17 protein-coding genes are annotated in these 16752 nt (G+C 72.1%); 7 read left to right on the forward strand and 10 right to left on the reverse strand.

The genetic code is table 11. The features are described 5' to 3' along the window. Positions 1-53: 53 nt before the first annotated feature. Positions 54-1976, forward strand: a complete 1923-nt coding sequence (pknB, locus tag ACF1AG_RS00860) for a Stk1 family PASTA domain-containing Ser/Thr kinase (protein WP_391809160.1) — start codon at positions 54-56, stop codon at positions 1974-1976. Between the two features lie 48 nt (positions 1977-2024). Then, a complete protein-coding gene (locus tag ACF1AG_RS00865) occupies positions 2025-2903 on the forward strand; it encodes a deoxyribonuclease IV (RefSeq protein WP_387794702.1) in 879 nt (292 codons plus the stop codon). A 15-nt stretch (positions 2904-2918) separates the two neighbouring features. Here ACF1AG_RS00865 and ACF1AG_RS00870 read toward each other — a convergent pair whose 3' ends face one another. Further along, positions 2919-3566 (reverse strand): sulfite oxidase-like oxidoreductase, encoded by a 648-nt coding sequence (locus tag ACF1AG_RS00870; protein ID WP_359603975.1) that lies wholly within the window; start codon positions 3564-3566, stop codon positions 2919-2921. A 185-nt stretch (positions 3567-3751) separates the two neighbouring features. Between ACF1AG_RS00870 and bfr the strand changes: the two genes are divergently transcribed. After that, positions 3752-4270: a bacterioferritin gene (gene bfr / locus ACF1AG_RS00875; protein ID WP_254588072.1), complete on the forward strand. Its 519-nt coding sequence runs from the start codon at positions 3752-3754 to the stop codon at positions 4268-4270. Between the two features lie 17 nt (positions 4271-4287). On the opposite strand, the gene ACF1AG_RS00880 is transcribed toward bfr, so the two are convergent. Further along, positions 4288-4527: a (2Fe-2S)-binding protein gene (locus ACF1AG_RS00880; protein ID WP_359603973.1), complete on the reverse strand. Its 240-nt coding sequence runs from the start codon at positions 4525-4527 to the stop codon at positions 4288-4290. A gap of 163 nt (positions 4528-4690) precedes the next feature. Continuing rightward, positions 4691-6043, reverse strand: a complete 1353-nt coding sequence (locus ACF1AG_RS00885; protein WP_391809161.1) for a class II 3-deoxy-7-phosphoheptulonate synthase — start codon at positions 6041-6043, stop codon at positions 4691-4693. A gap of 96 nt (positions 6044-6139) precedes the next feature. Here ACF1AG_RS00885 and ACF1AG_RS00890 point away from each other — a divergent pair, with 96 nt between their 5' ends. Beyond that, entirely contained in the window at positions 6140-6196 is a 57-nt protein-coding gene (locus tag ACF1AG_RS00890) for a trp operon leader peptide (RefSeq protein WP_078493144.1), read from the forward strand. A 106-nt stretch (positions 6197-6302) separates the two neighbouring features. Next, the gene (locus ACF1AG_RS00895; RefSeq protein WP_391809162.1) at positions 6303-8183 is read left to right on the forward strand and encodes an anthranilate synthase family protein; all 1881 of its coding nucleotides are present in this window, start codon (positions 6303-6305) and stop codon (positions 8181-8183) included. On the opposite strand, the gene ACF1AG_RS00900 is transcribed toward ACF1AG_RS00895, so the two are convergent. From ACF1AG_RS00900 to ACF1AG_RS00920, 5 genes are all read right to left on the reverse strand, one after another. Beyond that, positions 8135-9130: a 2-hydroxyacid dehydrogenase gene (locus ACF1AG_RS00900; RefSeq protein ID WP_387794700.1), complete on the reverse strand. Its 996-nt coding sequence runs from the start codon at positions 9128-9130 to the stop codon at positions 8135-8137. The genes ACF1AG_RS00895 and ACF1AG_RS00900 overlap by 49 nt on opposite strands. A gap of 252 nt (positions 9131-9382) precedes the next feature. Continuing rightward, positions 9383-10411, reverse strand: a complete 1029-nt coding sequence (locus ACF1AG_RS00905; protein ID WP_359603966.1) for a 6-phosphofructokinase — start codon at positions 10409-10411, stop codon at positions 9383-9385. A gap of 139 nt (positions 10412-10550) precedes the next feature. Next, the gene (locus ACF1AG_RS00910) at positions 10551-11228 is read right to left on the reverse strand and encodes a response regulator transcription factor (protein ID WP_359603964.1); all 678 of its coding nucleotides are present in this window, start codon (positions 11226-11228) and stop codon (positions 10551-10553) included. Further along, positions 11225-12463 carry a MacS family sensor histidine kinase gene (macS, locus tag ACF1AG_RS00915; protein WP_359603963.1) on the reverse strand — a complete coding sequence of 413 codons (1239 nt, stop codon included), beginning with the start codon at positions 12461-12463 and terminating at the stop codon, positions 11225-11227. Before macS ends, ACF1AG_RS00910 begins: the two co-directional genes overlap by 4 nt. Positions 12464-12498: 35 nt before the next feature. Beyond that, positions 12499-13323: a lysophospholipid acyltransferase family protein gene (locus ACF1AG_RS00920; RefSeq protein ID WP_359603988.1), complete on the reverse strand. Its 825-nt coding sequence runs from the start codon at positions 13321-13323 to the stop codon at positions 12499-12501. Between the two features lie 208 nt (positions 13324-13531). Between ACF1AG_RS00920 and ACF1AG_RS00925 the strand changes: the two genes are divergently transcribed. Further along, positions 13532-14329 carry an alpha/beta fold hydrolase gene (locus tag ACF1AG_RS00925; RefSeq protein ID WP_359603961.1) on the forward strand — a complete coding sequence of 266 codons (798 nt, stop codon included), beginning with the start codon at positions 13532-13534 and terminating at the stop codon, positions 14327-14329. Beyond that, on the forward strand, positions 14322-14915 hold the full coding sequence (locus tag ACF1AG_RS00930; RefSeq protein ID WP_359603959.1) for a hypothetical protein: 594 nt from the start codon (positions 14322-14324) through the stop codon (positions 14913-14915). Before ACF1AG_RS00925 ends, ACF1AG_RS00930 begins: the two co-directional genes overlap by 8 nt. A 6-nt stretch (positions 14916-14921) precedes the next feature. Here ACF1AG_RS00930 and ACF1AG_RS00935 read toward each other — a convergent pair whose 3' ends face one another. Both ACF1AG_RS00935 and ACF1AG_RS00940 read right to left on the reverse strand, forming a co-directional pair. Further along, on the reverse strand, positions 14922-15680 hold the full coding sequence (locus tag ACF1AG_RS00935) for an endonuclease/exonuclease/phosphatase family protein (protein ID WP_359603957.1): 759 nt from the start codon (positions 15678-15680) through the stop codon (positions 14922-14924). A gap of 97 nt (positions 15681-15777) precedes the next feature. Continuing rightward, positions 15778-16731, reverse strand: a complete 954-nt coding sequence (locus ACF1AG_RS00940; RefSeq protein WP_359603956.1) for an ROK family glucokinase — start codon at positions 16729-16731, stop codon at positions 15778-15780. Positions 16732-16752 lie beyond the last annotated feature (21 nt).

Genomic DNA, 16752 nt, shown 5'->3' on the forward strand with positions numbered 1-16752 from the left:
CAACGGCGGTTGAACGGGCCGGGGCTGTCCTCGCGGACTCGTAGACTCGCTGCGTGGACACGACCCTTCAGGACCCGCTGGTCGGGCAGGTGCTCGACGGCCGTTACCGCGTCGAGGCGCGGATCGCCGTCGGCGGGATGGCCACGGTCTACCGGGCCCTGGACACCCGCCTCGACCGCATCCTCGCGCTCAAGGTGATGCACCCCTCGCTGGCCTCCGACGCCGGCTTCGTGGAGCGCTTCATCCGCGAGGCCAAGTCCGTCGCCCGGCTGGCCCACCCCAACGTCGTCCAGGTCTTCGACCAGGGCACCGACGGGGGGTACGTCTACCTGGCCATGGAGTACATCCCGGGCTGCACCCTGCGGGACGTGCTGCGGGAGCGCGGGGCGCTGCAGGCGCGGGCCGCGCTGGACATCCTGGAGCCGGTGCTGGCCGCACTGGGCGCCGCCCACCGCGCGGGGTTCGTGCACCGCGACATGAAGCCGGAGAACGTGCTGATCGGGGACGACGGCCGGGTCAAGGTCGCCGACTTCGGCCTGGTCCGCTCGGTGGACACGGTCACCAACAGCACGGGCACGGTGCTGGGCACCGTGTCGTACCTGGCCCCGGAACAGATAGAGCACGGCACCGCCGACCCCCGCGTCGACGTGTACGCCTGCGGCATCCTGCTCTACGAGATGCTGACCGGTGAGAAGCCGCACGACGGCGACTCCCCCGCGATCGTCCTCTACAAGCATCTGCACGACGACGTGCCGCCGCCCTCCACGGTGGTGCCCGGTCTGGCGCCGGCGCTGGACTCGCTGGTCGGGGCGGCGACCGCGCGCGACGCCGGGGGCCGCCCGGCCGACGCGGTGGCGCTGTTCGCCCTGACCCGCGAGACGCGCGGCCGGCTCACCGACGAGCAGCTCGACGCGATGCCCCCACAGGCGCTGTCCGCGGAGCACGACAACGCCGACGACCGCACCAGCGTCATCCCGCGTTCCCTCACCGTGCCTCGCCCGCTCCCCGTGAACGAGGACGACGACGGTGCGGTGCACCGCACCAGCCGCTTCAGGTCCCCTCCCCCGCTGCCGCCCCGGCGTCGCACGGCGCTGCACCGCGGCCCGGCGGCGATCGTCGTGGCCGTGCTGCTGGTGCTCGGCCTGGGCGCCGGCATCTGGTACATCAACTCCGGGCAGTTCACCAAGGTCCCGCCGGTGCTGTCGAAGACCGAGCAGGAGGCCCGCGACCGGCTCGCCGGGGCCGGACTGGACGTCGGCGAGGTCAAGGAGGAGTTCAGCGACACCGTCGAGCGCGGCAAGGTGATCGGCACCGACCCGGCGGCGGGCGCCCGCGTCCGCGGCAGCGCCTCGGTGTCCCTGACCGTGTCCAAGGGTCCGCAGACCGTGCGGGTGCCCGACCTGGACGGCTACCGCCTGGACAAGGCCCGGTCGCTGCTGGAGGACGAGGGCCTGAAGCCGGGCATGGTGACCCGCGAGTTCAGCGACTCCGTGCCCAGGGACGCGGTGATCTCCACCGAGCCGGGCAAGGGCACCAAGGTCCGCGCGGACACCGCGGTGAAGCTGACGGTGAGCAAGGGCAGCCCCGTGGACGTGCCCGACGTCACGGGCGACGACCCGGAGGACGCCCGCGCCGAGCTGGAGGAGGCCGGGCTCAAGGTGGAGATCGCCGACGGGCGGGTCCACTCCGAGCACGATGCGGGCCGGGTCGCCCGGCAGGCGCCGGGCGCCGGCGGTGAGGCCGCCGAGGGCGACACGGTCACCCTCACCCTGTCCAAGGGCCCGGAGATGGTCGAGGTGCCGGACGTCGTCGGCGACAGCGTGGACGAGGCCAGGGAGAAGCTGGAGGGCGCCGGTTTCGGGGTGAAGGAGGACCGCGGTCTGCTGGGCCTGTTCGGCGACACCGTCAGGGACCAGTCGGTGGACGGCGGCGAGACCGCGCCCAAGGGTTCGACGATCACCCTCAAGATCAGGTGACGGAGGGGGCCGTCCGGGTGACGCGCGCGTCCGTGACACCCTTGACGGGTGAAGAGTCACCCGTCCGGCCCCGCCCGCAATCCGATCGGCAGTCACGTCCCCGTGGCCGGCGGTCTGCATTCCGTCGGTCTGTCCTACGCCCGTGACCTGGGGGCGGAGACCGTGCAGGTCTTCGTCGCCAACCCGCGCGGCTGGGCCACCCCCGTCGGCAACCCGCTCCAGGACGAGGCGTTCCGCGCGGCCTGCGCCGAGGCGTCGGTCCCGGCGTACGTGCACGCCCCGTACCTGATCAACTTCGGGTCCCACACCCCGGCGACCGTGGAGCGGTCGGTGGAGTCCCTGCGGCACTCGCTGCGCCGCGGCCGGGAGATCGGCGCGCTGGGGGTGGTGGTGCACACCGGCAGCGCGACGGGCGGACGCGAGCGCGCGGTGGCGCTGGGGCAGGTACGGGAGCACATGCTGCCGCTGCTGGACGAGCTGACCCGTGACGACGACCCGTGTCTGCTGCTGGAGCCGACCGCCGGGCAGGGCGCCTCGCTGTGCTCCCTGGTCGAGGACCTGGGCCCGTACTTCGAGCAGCTGGACGCCCACCCGAAGCTCGGCGTGTGCCTGGACACCTGCCATGTCTTCGCGGCCGGGCACGACCTGGCCGCGCCCGGCGGCGCGCACCGCGCCCTGGACGAGCTGGCCGCGACCGTCGGCACGGGACGGCTGAAGCTGATCCACGCCAACGACTCCAAGGACGTCGTCGGCGCGCACAAGGACCGGCACGCCAACATCGGCGCGGGACACATCGGCGAGGACCCGTTCCGGGACCTGATGACGCACCCGGAGACCGCGGGCGTACCGCTGGTGATCGAGACGCCCGGCGGCAAGGAGGGGCACGCGGCGGACGTGGAGCGGCTGAAGAAGCTCCGCGACGGCTGAGAGCCGGCGGGCGGGTCAGAGCTCGGGACCGTCCCCGGGCTCCTCCTGGTAGGAGTAGCGCTGCTCCCGCCAGGGGTCGCCGACGTTGTGGTAGCCGCGTTCCTCCCAGAAGCCCCGGCGGTCGGCGGTCATGTACTCCACCCCGCGGACCCACTTGGGTCCCTTCCACGCGTACAGGTGCGGCACGATCAGGCGCAGCGGGAAGCCGTGCTCGGCGGTGAGCAGCTCACCGTCCTTGTGGGTGGCGAAGAGGGTGCGGTCGGACGTGAAGTCCTCGAGCCGCAGGTTGGAGCTGAAACCGTACTCGGCCCACACCATCACATGGGTGACGTCCGGCGCGGGCGGGGCGGTCTCCACGACCGTGCGCGCCGGGATCCCGCCCCACTCGGCGCCGACCATGCTGAACTTGGTCACGCAGTGCAGGTCGGCCTCGACGGTGGTGTACGGCAGCGCCGTGAACTCCTCGTGGGTCCAGCAGTGCTTCTCGCCGTCGGCGGTGGCGCCGAAGACCCGGAACTCCCAGCGCTCCGGCCGGAACTTGGGGACGGGTCCGTAGTGGGTGACCGGCCAGCCCTTCTGGAGCCGCTGTCCCGGCGGGAGCTGGAGATCCGCCGCTCCTCGTGTCGCGCGCTCCCCCGATTCGCGTTCCGCCGGCTGACCCATGTCTCCATCCTGACAGACCGGTGGCCATGCTCCTGAACCGGGCCCCACACATTCACTCATTCATGGTCAGAACGGACCAACTATGGGATTACTTACTAAGTCAAGACTTACTGGACGATCTTTCATGCCGGTGCAATCATGCGCCCCGACCCGCACATTTCCCCCACGCGGAAGGAGCCCGTGCCATGCAGGGCGATCCCGAGGTCATCGAGTTCCTCAACGAGCAGCTGACCGCCGAGCTGACGGCGATCAACCAGTACTTCCTGCACTCCAAGCTCCAGGACCACAAGGGCTGGCACAAGCTCGCCAAGTACACCCGCGACGAGTCCTTCGACGAGATGCGGCACGCCGAGCTGCTCACCGACCGGATCCTGCTGCTGGACGGCCTGCCGAACTACCAGCGGCTGTTCCACGTCCGCGTCGGGCAGACCGTCACCGAGATGTTCCAGGCCGACCGCGAGATCGAGCTCGAGGCGATCGACCGGCTCCGCCGCGGCGTCGAGGTCATGCGCAACAAGAACGACATCACCTCGGCGAACATCTTCGAGGCCATCCTGGCCGACGAGGAGCACCACATCGACTACCTCGACACCCAGCTGGAGCTGATCGACAAACTGGGTGAGGCGCTGTACCTGTCGACGGTGATCGAGCAGACCCAGCCCGATCCCTCGGGCCCCGGGACGCACGGGTTCAAGACGCCCTGACGGCGTCGGGGAACCGCCTAGGCGGCTTCCGGGACCTCCGTCGCGACCTCTGCCACGAGCGGCTGCTCACCCTCGTCGATGAGCTGCCGCCGGGGGCAGGCGCCGCGGCCGAGCAGCGCCTGGATGCGCCGGACGCAGCCGCCGCAGTCGGTGCCGGCCTTGCAGGCGGAGGCGATCTGCCGGGGCGTGCAGGCACCGGCTTCCGCGTGGCTCTTCACCTGTTCCTCGGTCACGCCGAAACAGCTGCAGACGAACACGCGGGTCACCTCCCGACGAAGACTGGGGTCGTGCCGTACCGACCCTTCGCCGGTGAGGCAAACCTAACCTTACCTGCGCCCTTCGAGGGCGGAAAAGGGGGGTGGGGCGTGATCCCGTGTGAGACACGCCCCACCCCCGACTGCTGTCAGCCGGCCCGGCCGGTCACTGGTCCCGGTACATCTCCGCGACCAGGAACGCCAGGTCGAGCGACTGGCTGCGGTTCAGCCGCGGGTCGCACGCCGTCTCGTAGCGCTGGTGCAGATCGTCGACGAAGATCTCGTCGCCGCCGCCCACGCACTCGGTGACGTCGTCACCCGTGAGCTCCACATGGATGCCGCCCGGGTGGGTGCCCAGCTCCTTGTGGACCTCGAAGAAGCCCTTCACCTCGTCGAGCACGTCGTCGAAGCGGCGGGTCTTGTGCCCGGAGGCGGCCTCGAAGGTGTTGCCGTGCATCGGGTCCGTCACCCACGCCACGGTCGCGCCGGACGCGGTCACCTTCTCCACCAGCTCGGGGAGCTTGTCGCGGATCTTGTCCGCGCCCATCCGCACGACGAACGTCAGCCGGCCGGGCTCCCGCTCCGGGTCGAGGCGGTCGATGTACCGCAGCGCCTCCTCGGCCGTCGTCGTCGGGCCGAGCTTGATGCCGATCGGGTTGCGGATCCGCGAGGCGAACTCGATGTGCGCGTGGTCCATCTGCCGGGTGCGCTCGCCGATCCACACCATGTGCGCCGACACGTCGTACAGCTGACCGGTGCGGGAGTCCACACGGGTGAGCGCCGACTCGTAGTCGAGCAGCAGCGCCTCGTGCGACGAGAAGAACTCGACGGTCTTGAACTCCTCCGGCTCCGCACCGCAGGCCCGCATGAAGTTCAGCGCCTGGTCGATCTCCCGCGCCAGCTGCTCGTAGCGCTGGCCGGACGGCGACGACTTCACGAAGTCCTGATTCCAGGCGTGCACCTGGCGCAGGTCGGCGTAGCCGCCGGTGGTGAAGGCGCGCACCAGGTTCAGCGTGGACGCCGACGCGTGGTACATCCGCTTCAGCCGCTCGGGGTCCGGGACCCGGGCCTCCTCGGTGAACTCGAAGCCGTTGACCGAGTCGCCCCGGTACGTCGGCAGCGTCACGCCGTCACGGGTCTCGGTCGGCTTGGAGCGCGGCTTGGAGTACTGCCCGGCGATCCGCCCGACCTTCACCACGGGCACGGATGCCGCGTAGGTGAGGACGGCGCCCATCTGGAGCAGCGTCTTGAGCTTGTTGCGGATGTGGTCGGCGGACACGGCGTCGAACGCCTCGGCGCAGTCGCCACCCTGGAGGAGGAACGCCTCTCCCTTGGCGACGGACGCCATCCGGGCGCGCAGCTGGTCGCACTCGCCCGCGAAGACGAGCGGCGGATACGACTCGAGGTCCGCGATCACTGCGCGCAGAGCCTCGGGGTCGGGGTACTCGGGCTGCTGCGCCGCGGGCAGGTCTCGCCAGGTGTTGCCAGCGCTCGCGCTGGTCTTAGCGTTCACGGTCACGCATCCCACATTACGGGGTCGGAACGGTCGTCCATCCCGACGCCCACCAAATGAGACAAGGTCCGCACCGGTGCGCGATGCGCTATGGTCGGGGCCATGTTCGCGCACTCGACCCGCACCTGGTGGTGGACCGCTCATCCGGCGGCCCACTGACTGCGCGTACGCACCGACTTCGCGAAGGCCGCCCGAGGGGCGGCCTTCCGTGTTTCCCGGGGCCGTTCCTCACCGCTCACGACAGCGACGAAACGAGGAACGCCCCATGGACCTGGCACGGCTCCCCCACGACGACCGCCCCTTCGCCCTGCTGCGCCGCCGCACCCCCGGCCACGACCACGACACGGTGGAGCTGCTGATCGGCCCGGTCACCGCCCACGCCCGCCTGGCCGACCTGCCCGACGAGGGCCTGGCCCTGGTCCCCTTCCGGCAGATCCGCGAGCGCGGCTTCGACGTCCGCGACGACGGCACCCCGCTGCTGGTGCTGACCCCGGAGGAGCGTCACGAGATCCCTCTCGACGATGCTCTGGCGGCGCTTCCGGCGCACGACGTGCGGGTCGAGGGCGGCGGCTTCGACGTCGGCGACGAGGAGTACGCGCGGATCGTCGGCCGGGTCCTCGACGAGGAGATCGGCCGGGGCGAGGGCGCCAACTTCGTGATCCGCAGAACGTACGAGGGCGGGATTCCCGGGTTCGGGCGGGCCGACGCGCTCGCGCTGTTCCGGCGGCTGCTGGAGGGCGAGCGGGGCGCGTACTGGACCTTCGTCGTGCACACCGGCGACCGCACCCTGGTCGGGGCCAGCCCCGAGGTGCACGTGCGCGCGTCCGGGGGGACCGTCGTGATGAATCCCATCAGCGGGACGTACCGGTACCCCGCCGAGGGTCCCACCCCCGAGCACCTGCTCCGCTTCCTCGCCGACGGCAAGGAGATCGAGGAGCTGTCGATGGTCGTCGACGAGGAGCTCAAGATGATGTGCACGGTCGGCGACATGGGCGGCGTGGTGATCGGACCCCGGCTGAAGGAGATGGCGCACCTCGCGCACACCGAGTACGAGCTGCGCGGCCGGTCCTCGCTGGACGTGCGCGACGTCCTGCGGGAGACCATGTTCGCGGCGACGGTCACCGGCTCGCCCGTGCAGAACGCCTGCCGGGTCATCGAACGGCACGAGGCCGGCGGGCGCGGCTACTACGCGGGCGCGCTGGCCCTGATCGGCCGTGACGAGGGCGGCGCCCAGACGCTGGACTCCCCCATCCTGATCCGCACCGCCGACATCGACGCCACCGGTCGGCTGCGGGTGCCGGTCGGCGCCACGCTGGTGCGCGGCTCGGACCCGGCCGGTGAGGTCGCGGAGACCCACGCCAAGGCCGCGGGTGTTCTGGCCGCGCTGGGCGTGCGTCCGGGGCGGCCGCGCGCGGAGGCGGTCCGGCCGAAGCTGGCGGACGACCCGCGGGTGCGGGCCGCGCTGGACGGGCGCCGGTCCTCGCTCGCGCCGTTCTGGCTGCGGATGCAGGAGCGGTCCGACGCGCTGACCGGACACGCGCTGGTCGTGGACGCGGAGGACACCTTCACCGCGATGCTCGCCCATGTGCTGCGGGCGGCGGGGCTGGACGTCACCGTGCGTCGCTACGACGAGCCCGGACTGCGCGAGGCGGCACTGGCGCACGAGGGTCCGCTGGTGCTGGGCCCGGGCCCCGGCGACCCCTCGGACACGGACGACCCGAAGATGCGGTTCCTGCGCGGCCTGACCGCCGAGGTGATCGCCGGCAACCGGCACGGCGTGCTCGGCGTGTGCCTCGGCCACGAGCTGATCGCGGCGGAGCTGGGCCTGGACATCGTCCGCAAGGAGGTGCCCTACCAGGGGGCGCAGACGGAGATCGACCTGTTCGGGCGTCCGGAGACGGTCGGCTTCTACAACAGCTTCGTGGCGCACTGCGACGACGAGGCCGCGCGGGAGCTGGCCGCGCACGGCGTCGAGGTGAGCCGCGCGGCGAACGGCGAGGTGCACGCGGTGCGGGGCCCCGGTTTCGCGGGCGTCCAGTTCCACCCCGAGTCGGTGCTGAGCCTGGACGGGGCGGCCGTGGTGCGGGAGCTGATGGGTCAGCTGCGCGGCACCAGCACGTTCTCGGAGCGGCGGCCGGCGGTGTAGTCGAGGACGTTGTCGACCGTCGTCGCGACGATCTGGGTGACGGCGTCCACGGTGTAGTACGCCTGGTGGGACGTGACCAGGACGTTGGGGAAGGTGACGAGGCGGGCCAGGGTGTCGTCGTCGACGGCCTCCAGGGACCTGTCGAGGAAGAACAGGCCCGCCTCCGCCTCGTACACGTCCAGGCCGACGCCAGTGAAGCGGCCGGCGCGCAGCTCGTCGACGAGGGCGGCGGTGTCGACGAGGCCGCCCCGGCTGGAGTTCACCAGGATCGCGTCGTCCCGCATGGACTTCAGCGCGGTCGCGTCGATGAGGTGCCGGGTGCTGGGCAGCAGCGGGACGTGCAGGCTGACCAGGTCGGACTCGGCGAGCAGCTGCTCCTTCGGGACGTATGTCATGCCCAGCTCCCGGCAGGCCGGGTTCTCGGCGACGTCCCAGCCGAGCAGCCGCATGCCGAAGCCGTGGGCGATTCGCGCGAACGCCTCGCCGATCTTCCCCGTGCCGAGCACACCGGCGGTGCGGCCGTGCAGGTCGCGGCCCATCAGCCCGTCGAGGCGGAAGTCGAAGTCGCGGGTGCGGGTGGAGGCGCGGACGATGCGGCGGTTGACCGCCATGGCGAGGGTCCAGGCGAACTCGGCGACCGAGTACGGGGAGTAGGAGGAGACGCGGGCGACGGTGATGCCGAGGCGTTCGGCGACGTCCAGGTCGACGTTGTTGAAGCCGGTGGAGCGCTGGGCGACCATCCGGGTGCCGCCGGCGGCGAGCTTCGACAGGACGTCGGCGCCCAGGTCGCAGTTGACGCTGGTGGAGATGATCTCGTGGCCGGCGGCGATGGGGGCGGTGTCGTTGGTGAGGAACACGTCCAGGGAGTGGACGGGGTGGTGGTCGGCGAAGGCGCCCTCGATGAGGGGCTTCTCGTCTGCCTGGACGCCGAAGGCGAGGATCTCCACGGGGCCCCTCCTGGGGTTCGTCCTGTTTGCTTCCCTGCGGTGAGCTTACGAGGCCCTAGGTGACTTCGGCGTGGGCCGGATGGTCCCGGGTGCCGTGCGGGGCGGGGGTGTCGCGCAGCCCGGCGCATGCGGGATGCCGCCGCGCCCACCCTTCCGCCCTACGGCACGACTGCCCGCGGCTGGGGCGGCGGGGGCGCCCCTCAGGGGCGCGGGGAACTGCGCGACCGGCCACGGGCTGCCCGCGGTCGGGCGCTACCCGAAGAAGACGCCCACCTCCTCGTAGAGGGACGGCGGGACCGTCTTCAGCTGGGCTGTCGCGTGTGCTATCGGGACTCGGACTATGTCCGTGCCCTGGAGGGCGACCATCTTGCCGAAGTCTCCGTCGCGGACGCAGTCGATCGCGTGGAGGCCGAAGCGGGTGGCGAGCCAGCGGTCGTACGCGCTCGGGGTGCCGCCGCGCTGCACGTGGCCGAGGACCGTGGTCCTGGCCTCCTTCCCCGTGCGTTTCTCGATCTGTTTGGCGAGCCATTCGCCGACCCCGGACAGCCGGACGTGTCCGAACGCGTCCAGGGACCGGTCCTTGAGCACCATGTCGCCGTCGCGCGGCACCGCGCCCTCCGCGACGACCACGATCGGCGCGTACGAGGCGCGGAAGCGTGAGGTCACCCACGCGCACACCTGCTCGACGTCGAAGGGGTGCTCGGGGATGAGGATGACGTTGGCGCCGCCGGCCAGGCCCGAGTGGAGGGCTATCCAGCCGGAGTGGCGGCCCATCACCTCGACGACCAGCACCCGCATGTGGGACTCGGCGGTGGTGTGCAGCCGGTCGATGGCCTCGGTGGCGATGCCGACGGCGGTGTCGAAGCCGAAGGTGTAGTCGGTGGCGGACAGGTCGTTGTCGATGGTCTTCGGCACGCCCACGCAGGGGACGCCGGACTCGTCGGCGAGGCGGGTGGCGACGCCGAGGGTGTCCTCGCCGCCGATGGTGACGAGGGCGTCCACGCCGAGCGCGGCGAGGTTGTCCTTGATCCTGCGGATGCCGTCCCGCTCGTTGAGCGGGTTGGTCCGTGAGGAGCCGAGGACGGTGCCGCCGCGGGGCAGGATGCCGCGCACGGTGGGGATGTCGAGGGGGACGGTGACGTTGTCGAGGGGACCGCGCCAGCCGTCCCGGAACCCGGTGAACTCGTAGCCGTACTCCTGTACGCCCTTGCGGACCACGGCCCGGATGACGGCGTTGAGCCCGGGGCAGTCGCCGCCTCCGGTCAGTACTCCGACCCGCATGGAAGTGTCCCTTCGCCATGGTTGACGGAATGCCGTTCGTTCCCACCTGGCACGGTAAGGGTGACCGGGGTCACCTCGACATGGCCGGGACGGTAAATACCGGGAAGCGTCCGGGTGTTGGGACAGGACCGGGACGGGGCTACTCGTCGTCGAGGCCGCGTTCGATGGCGTACCGGACGAGTTCCACGCGGTTGTGGAGCTGGAGTTTGCCGAGGGTGTTCTGGACGTGGTTCTGCACGGTGCGGTGCGAGATGACGAGGCGTTCGGCGATCTGCTTGTAGCTCAGGCCCTTGGCGACCAGGCGCAGCACCTCGGTCTCGCGCTCGGTGAGCCGGGGCGCCTTCTGCTCCTCGCCGCCGGAGGCCGGCGCGGCCGGTTCGGAGGCGAGGCGGCGGTACTCGCCGAGAACCAGTCCGGCGAGTCCCGGGGTGAACACCGGGTCGCCGTCGGCGGTGCGGCGCACGGCGTCGCGCAGTTCCTCGGTGGAGGCGGACTTCAGCAGGTAGCCGGTGGCGCCGGACTTCACCGCCTCCAGGACGTCGGCGTGCTCGCCGCTCGCGGAGAGCACCAGCACCCGGACGGAGGGGTCGGCGGCGACGACCTCCTTGCACACCTGCACGCCGGGCTTGCCCGGCAGGTTGAGGTCGAGGACGAGGACGTCGGGCGCGACGGCCTTAGCTCGGCGCACCGCCTGGTCGCCGTCGCCGGCCGTGGCGACGACCTCGAAGCCGGACTCGGAGAGGTCGCGGGCGACGGCGTCGCGCCACATCGGGTGGTCGTCGACCACCATCACCCTGATCGGTGTCGTCCCGGTCATCGCTGTTCCGCCTTCCCCCGCGGGTCGTTCGTCTGCTGACGGTGCTTCGGCACCCGGAGTTCGACCTCCGTGCCCTGTCCCGGCACGGAGATCACGTCGGCGCTGCCGCCGAGGTCGCGCAGCCGGCCCCGGATGGACTGGGCCACGCCGAGCCGTCCCTCCCCCTCGGCCTGGGCGAGGCGTCCCTCCGGGATGCCGGGGCCGTCGTCGCGGACGGTGACGATCACCTCGTCCGGTTCGTCCTCGACCAGGATCCAGGCGCGGGCGTCCTCCCCGGCGTGCCGGCGGACGTTGTCCAGGGCGGCGCCGACGGCGGCGGCCACCTCGCGCGCGGCGTCCGGGGCGAGCGTCACGGGCGCTCCGGGTTCGGCGAGGCCGACCCGCGACCCGGCGTGCGGGGCGAGCAGGGACCGCAGGTCCACCGGCCCGTCGTCGTCCGGCTCGTCCTCCTCCACGCTGCGTACGACGGCGCCCTGGGCGGTGTCCTCGGAGGCGCGGGAGACGGGGACGAGACCGCCGGAGACCAGGGTGCGCAGCGCCACCTCCTGCTCGCCGGCCATGCGGCCCAGCTCGGCCGCCTCGCCGCCGAGGACGGCGCCGCGCCGCTGCACCATCGCCAGCACCTGGAGCACGCTGTCGTGGATGTCCCGGGCGAGACGCTCCCGTTCCCGGGTGGCGGCCTCGATCTCCAGGGCGCGGGCGAGGGTGCGCTCGGAGGCGCGGGCGACCTCGACGACGTAGCCGATGGCGATGGAGGCGACCCAGACGAGGACGACGTTGTGCACGGTGTCGCGGGCCGGGGTGCCGCGCTCGATCAGGTTGGCCACGGCGACCAGGGTGGAGGCGACGGCGGCCCAGCGCCAGCCGCCCTTGACCGCGAAGGCGAGCACGGAGCCGGCGGTCCAGATGGAGGGCAGGGTGGGTCCGCCGTCGTGGACGCGCTGGGCGGCGTCGGCGAGCGGGGTGATCAGGATGCCGGTGAGCGCGATGGTGAGGTCGACGGCGAGGAACCGCTTGGTGCAGGCGGCGGCGCTCGCGACCTTGGGCAGGGTGGCGAGGGTCCACCCGCCGAGGACGGCGAAGTAGGCGATCGCGAGCCAGGGGCGGGCGAACCCGCCGTGGGCGGCGGCGAACAGGCCGATCGCGTAGATCATGCTGAGCACGCGGTAGCCGGCGAGCGCGCGCCACAGCGGCTGCTCGACCGACATGCGCATGACTCTGTCGCGCTGGGCCATGTTCCCCCACTCCCCCCGGTGCGTGCCCGGCCCGGCTACGGCTCGGACGGTCCCCCGGTCTGTCCCCGGTCCGTCTGCTCCATCGCCGCCCTGACCTTCTCCGCCTGCTCCCTGTCGGCCCGGGCGACGGCGGCCCTGGCGGCCTTCTCCGCTTCCCTCTCGGCCTTCTCGGCTTCCCTCTCGGCCTTGGCCGCCTCGGCGAGCTGCCGCTTCATGGCGGTGGCGTACATGTCGACGTACTCCTGGCCGGACAGCTTCATGATCTCGTACATGACCTCGTCCGTCACCGCGCGGAGCACGAAGCGGTCGTGCTCCATGCCCTGGTAGCGGGTGAAGTCGAGGGGCTCGCCGATCCGGATGCCCGGGCGCATCAGCTTGGGCATGACCTGCCCGGGGGGCTGGATCTTCTCCGTGTCGATCATGGCGACCGGGACGACGGGCGCCCCAGTGGCCAGCGCCACGCGCGCCAGGCCGCCCGGCTTGCCGCGGTAGAGGCGGCCGTCGGGCGAGCGGGTGCCCTCGGGGTAGATCCCGAACAGCTCGCCGCGCTCCAGCACCTCTATGCCGCTCCTGATCGCCGCCTCGCCGGCGCCGCGCGCCCCGGAGCGGTCGACGGGGAGCTGGCCGACGCCCTTGAAGAAGGCCGCCGTCATCCTGCCTTTGACGCCCGGAGTGGTGAAGTACTCGGCCTTCGCGATGAAGGTGACCTTGCGGTCGAGCACCGCGGGGAGGAAGAAGGAGTCCGAGAACGACAGGTGGTTGCTGGCCAGAATGGCGGGCCCCTCGGCCGGGATGTTCTCCATGCCCTCCACCCAGGGCCTGAAGGCGAGCTTCAGCGGCCCTCCGATGGCGACCTTCATCGTGCCGTACAACAACCGAGTGCCTCCTGTGCGTGTTGGTCAGACCATATCCCGCAGCGGCGCCGAAGGCCCCGACGGCCCTGGTCGGTGTCAGTGCGGTCGCGTACGGTGAAGGTCCTGCAATTGCCGCGCCGGCCCCGCGCCGGCCGGGACGACGTGCCGGACCGTCCACGAGTCCGAGGGAAGTCCCAGGAACAGGAGGCCGAAGGTGCCGCTGCTGACCGGAGCCGAGCCGTTCCGCCACGAGGGCGGGGAGACCGCGGTCCTCCTCTGCCACGGCTTCACCGGTTCGCCGCAGTCCGTGCGGCCGTGGGCGGAGCATCTCGCCGAGCGCGGGCTGACCGTGTCGCTGCCGCTGCTGCCCGGGCACGGCACCCGCTGGGAGGACCTGCGGGTGACGGGCTGGCAGGACTGGTACGCGGAGGTGGACCGCGAGCTGCGGCTGCTGCGGGACCGTTCGGCGCGGGTGTTCGTGGCCGGGCTGTCGATGGGCGGCGCGCTGGCGCTGCGGCTGGCGGCGCTCCACGGTGACGCGGTGAGCGGGGTGATGGTGGTCAACCCGGCGAACAAGGTGCACGGAGTGGCGGCGCACGCCCTTCCGGTGCTGCGCCATCTCGTCCCGGCGACCAAGGGCATCGCCAGCGACATCGCCAAGCCGGTGACCCGGGAGCTGGGGTACGACCGGGTGCCGCTGCACGCGGCGCACTCCCTGCGGAACTTCTTCCGGATGGTCGACGGTGAGCTGCCGCAGGTCACGCAGCCGCTGCTGCTGATGCGCAGCCCGCAGGACCATGTGGTGCCCCCGGCGGACTCGGCGCGGATCCTGTCCCGGGTGTCGTCGACGGACGTGTCGGAGGTCCTGCTGGAACAGAGCTACCACGTGGCGACGTTGGACTACGACGCGGAGCTGATCTTCCGGGAGAGCACCGCGTTCATCGGCCGGCTCGCACCCGGCGCCGTCAGGGAGCCCGGTCTCGGCAAGGAAGGGACGACCGCAGGTGGCTGACCACGACTCGGACCGTGAGGGCCGCGAGCCGGAGGAGAAGGGCGTCCCCTTCGACGAGGCCGCCGCGTGGGAGGCGATCGTCGCCGGCTACGGCGAGGAGCCGCCGGACCCGCCGGGCGCCAAGCCCTTCAAGTCGGTGGAGGACCTGGCGCTGCTGGAGTCCGAGACCAACGACGAGGACGGCGCGGACGGCGTCGGGACCAAGGCGCCCCCGCGGGAGGCGGAGGAGGAGCCGCCGGCCAGGCCGCTGGGCGGCTCGGTGGCGTTCGCGCCGGGGGTCGGGCCGCGTGACTACAGCGTGCCGGAGCCGGCCGAGGAGGACCTCGACGAGAGCGACGAGGGGCACTTCGTGCCGCCGGAGCCGCCGCCGCTGCCGGAGGCCGACGCGACCTCCAGGTTCGCCTGGCTGGGGGTGCTGGGCGCGCCGGTGCTGCTCCTGCTGGCGATACTGCTGGGCTGGGAGATGACCTGGTGGCTGACCACCGCGTGCATCGGCGGCTTCCTGGGCGGCGCGCTCACGCTGGTGATGCGCATGCGCACGGACGACGAGGACGACGAGGACCCGGGCCGCGGCGCCGTGGTCTGACGGTGCTCAGACGGCTGCCGGGACCTTGAGGGCGGCCAGCAGGGGCAGGTGGTCGGTCGCCGCCCGCAGGTCCGCCTCCGTGACTCCGGGCTGGTCGTGGGGGACGCCGCAGCCCAGCACCTCGACGCCCTCGGTGACGAACAGGGCGTCGATGCGCTTGGGCGGGTCGGTGCGGGTCCAGGTGTGCTCGCCGCCCCAGGGCGCGGCGGTGCGGCAGTCCGTGAGGGTGCCGGCCAGCCGGCGGAAGGTGCGCCCGGACGGCTCGTCGTTGAGGTCCCCGCCCGCGACGGCGTGGTCCACGCCCATCCCGGCCACCCGGTCCAGCAGCATCCCGCCTTGCTCGTACCGCTCGGTCTTCTCCAGGGACAGATGGCAGCCGAGCACGCCGAGGCGGGCGCCGCCGAACCGTACGACGGCGGTGGCGAAGCCGCGCCGGTGCCGGCCGGGGGTCAGCGGCAGCAGCACGTCCTCGGTGCGTTCGACGGTGGCCCGCAGGGAGCACAGCAGGGCGGGTCCGGCCGCGGTCGCGCCGCCGGAGAGGATCACCAGTCCGGAGTCGGAGGCGAGCCGGGCGAGCTTCTTGCGCCAGCGGAAGAAGCGCGGCGCCTCCTGCAGCAGCACCAGGTCGGGCGCGCAGGCGCCGATCACCCGGGCGAGGGCGGCGGTGTCGTCCTTCATCGAGCGGATGTTGTAGCTGAGGACCCGGACGACGGCCGAGCCGTCGGCGTCGGTGCGGGACCCTGGCAGCAGCTCAGTCGTCGCCATGCGGATCAAGATACGCCGCGGGGGCCTGCCGGGAACGGCGACGCCCGCCGTTCCCTTCGGGGGGTCGGGCGGGCGCCGGCCGGGTGCCGATGGGCCGTCACATGACGGGGTCGGGCTCGCGGGCGAGGTCGGCCGCGCCGACCAGGCCGGCCTTGTTGCCGAGCTGGGCGCCGAGGACGTCCGCGACGGGACGCCAGTTCCCGCCGACCAGCCAGCGGCGGTACGACTTGCGGATCGGTCCGAGGACCAGCTCGCCCTCGTCGGAGAGGCCGCCGCCGACGATGAACGCGGACGGGTCGAACAGGGAGGCGAGGTCGGCCAGGCCCGCGCCGACCCAGCGGGCCAGCTCGCGGTAGGAGTCGACGGCCACCCGGTCGCCCTGGCGGGCCGCCATGGAGACGTGCTTGCCCTCGATGCCCTCGGGGGTGCCGTCGCCGAGGGCGAGCAGCGTCTGGGCCTGCTCGGGGGTGGCGTTGGCGCGCTGCTTGGCGTAGCGGACGAGGGCGCGGCCGGAGGCGTACTGCTCCCAGCAGCCCTGCGAGCCGCAGCCGCACAGCAGGCCGTCCGGCACCATGCGGATGTGGCCGAACTCGGCGGCCACGCCGAAGTGGCCGCGGCGCAGCTTGTTGCCGATGATCACGCCGCCGCCGAGGCCGGTGCCCAGGGTGATGCAGATGACGTTGCGGTGGCCTTTGCCCGCGCCGAACTTGTATTCGCCCCAGGCCGCCGCGTTGGCGTCGTTCTCCACGACGACCGGGAGGCCCACGCGGGCCTCGACCTTCTCCTTGAGCGGCTCGTTGCGCCAGTGGATGTTGGGGGCGAAGTAGACCTCGGAGCGCTGGCGGTTGACGTATCCGGCCGCGCCGATGCCCACGCCGACGATGTCGTGTCCTGCGCGTGCCCCCTCCACCGCGGAGGCGATGGCGTCCACGATCTCCTCGGGGGTGCCCGGGGTCGGCACCTTGTGTGTCGAGAGGATGGTGCCTTCCTCGTCGACCACGCCGGCCGCGATCTTCGTGCCGCCGATGTCGACGCCGATGGTGAGTCCCATGAATCCCTCAGTTTCGGTCGA

It is taken from the genome of Streptomyces sp. NPDC014764 (genome assembly GCF_043082785.1).
Lineage (GTDB): Bacteria > Actinomycetota > Actinomycetes > Streptomycetales > Streptomycetaceae > Streptomyces > Streptomyces althioticus.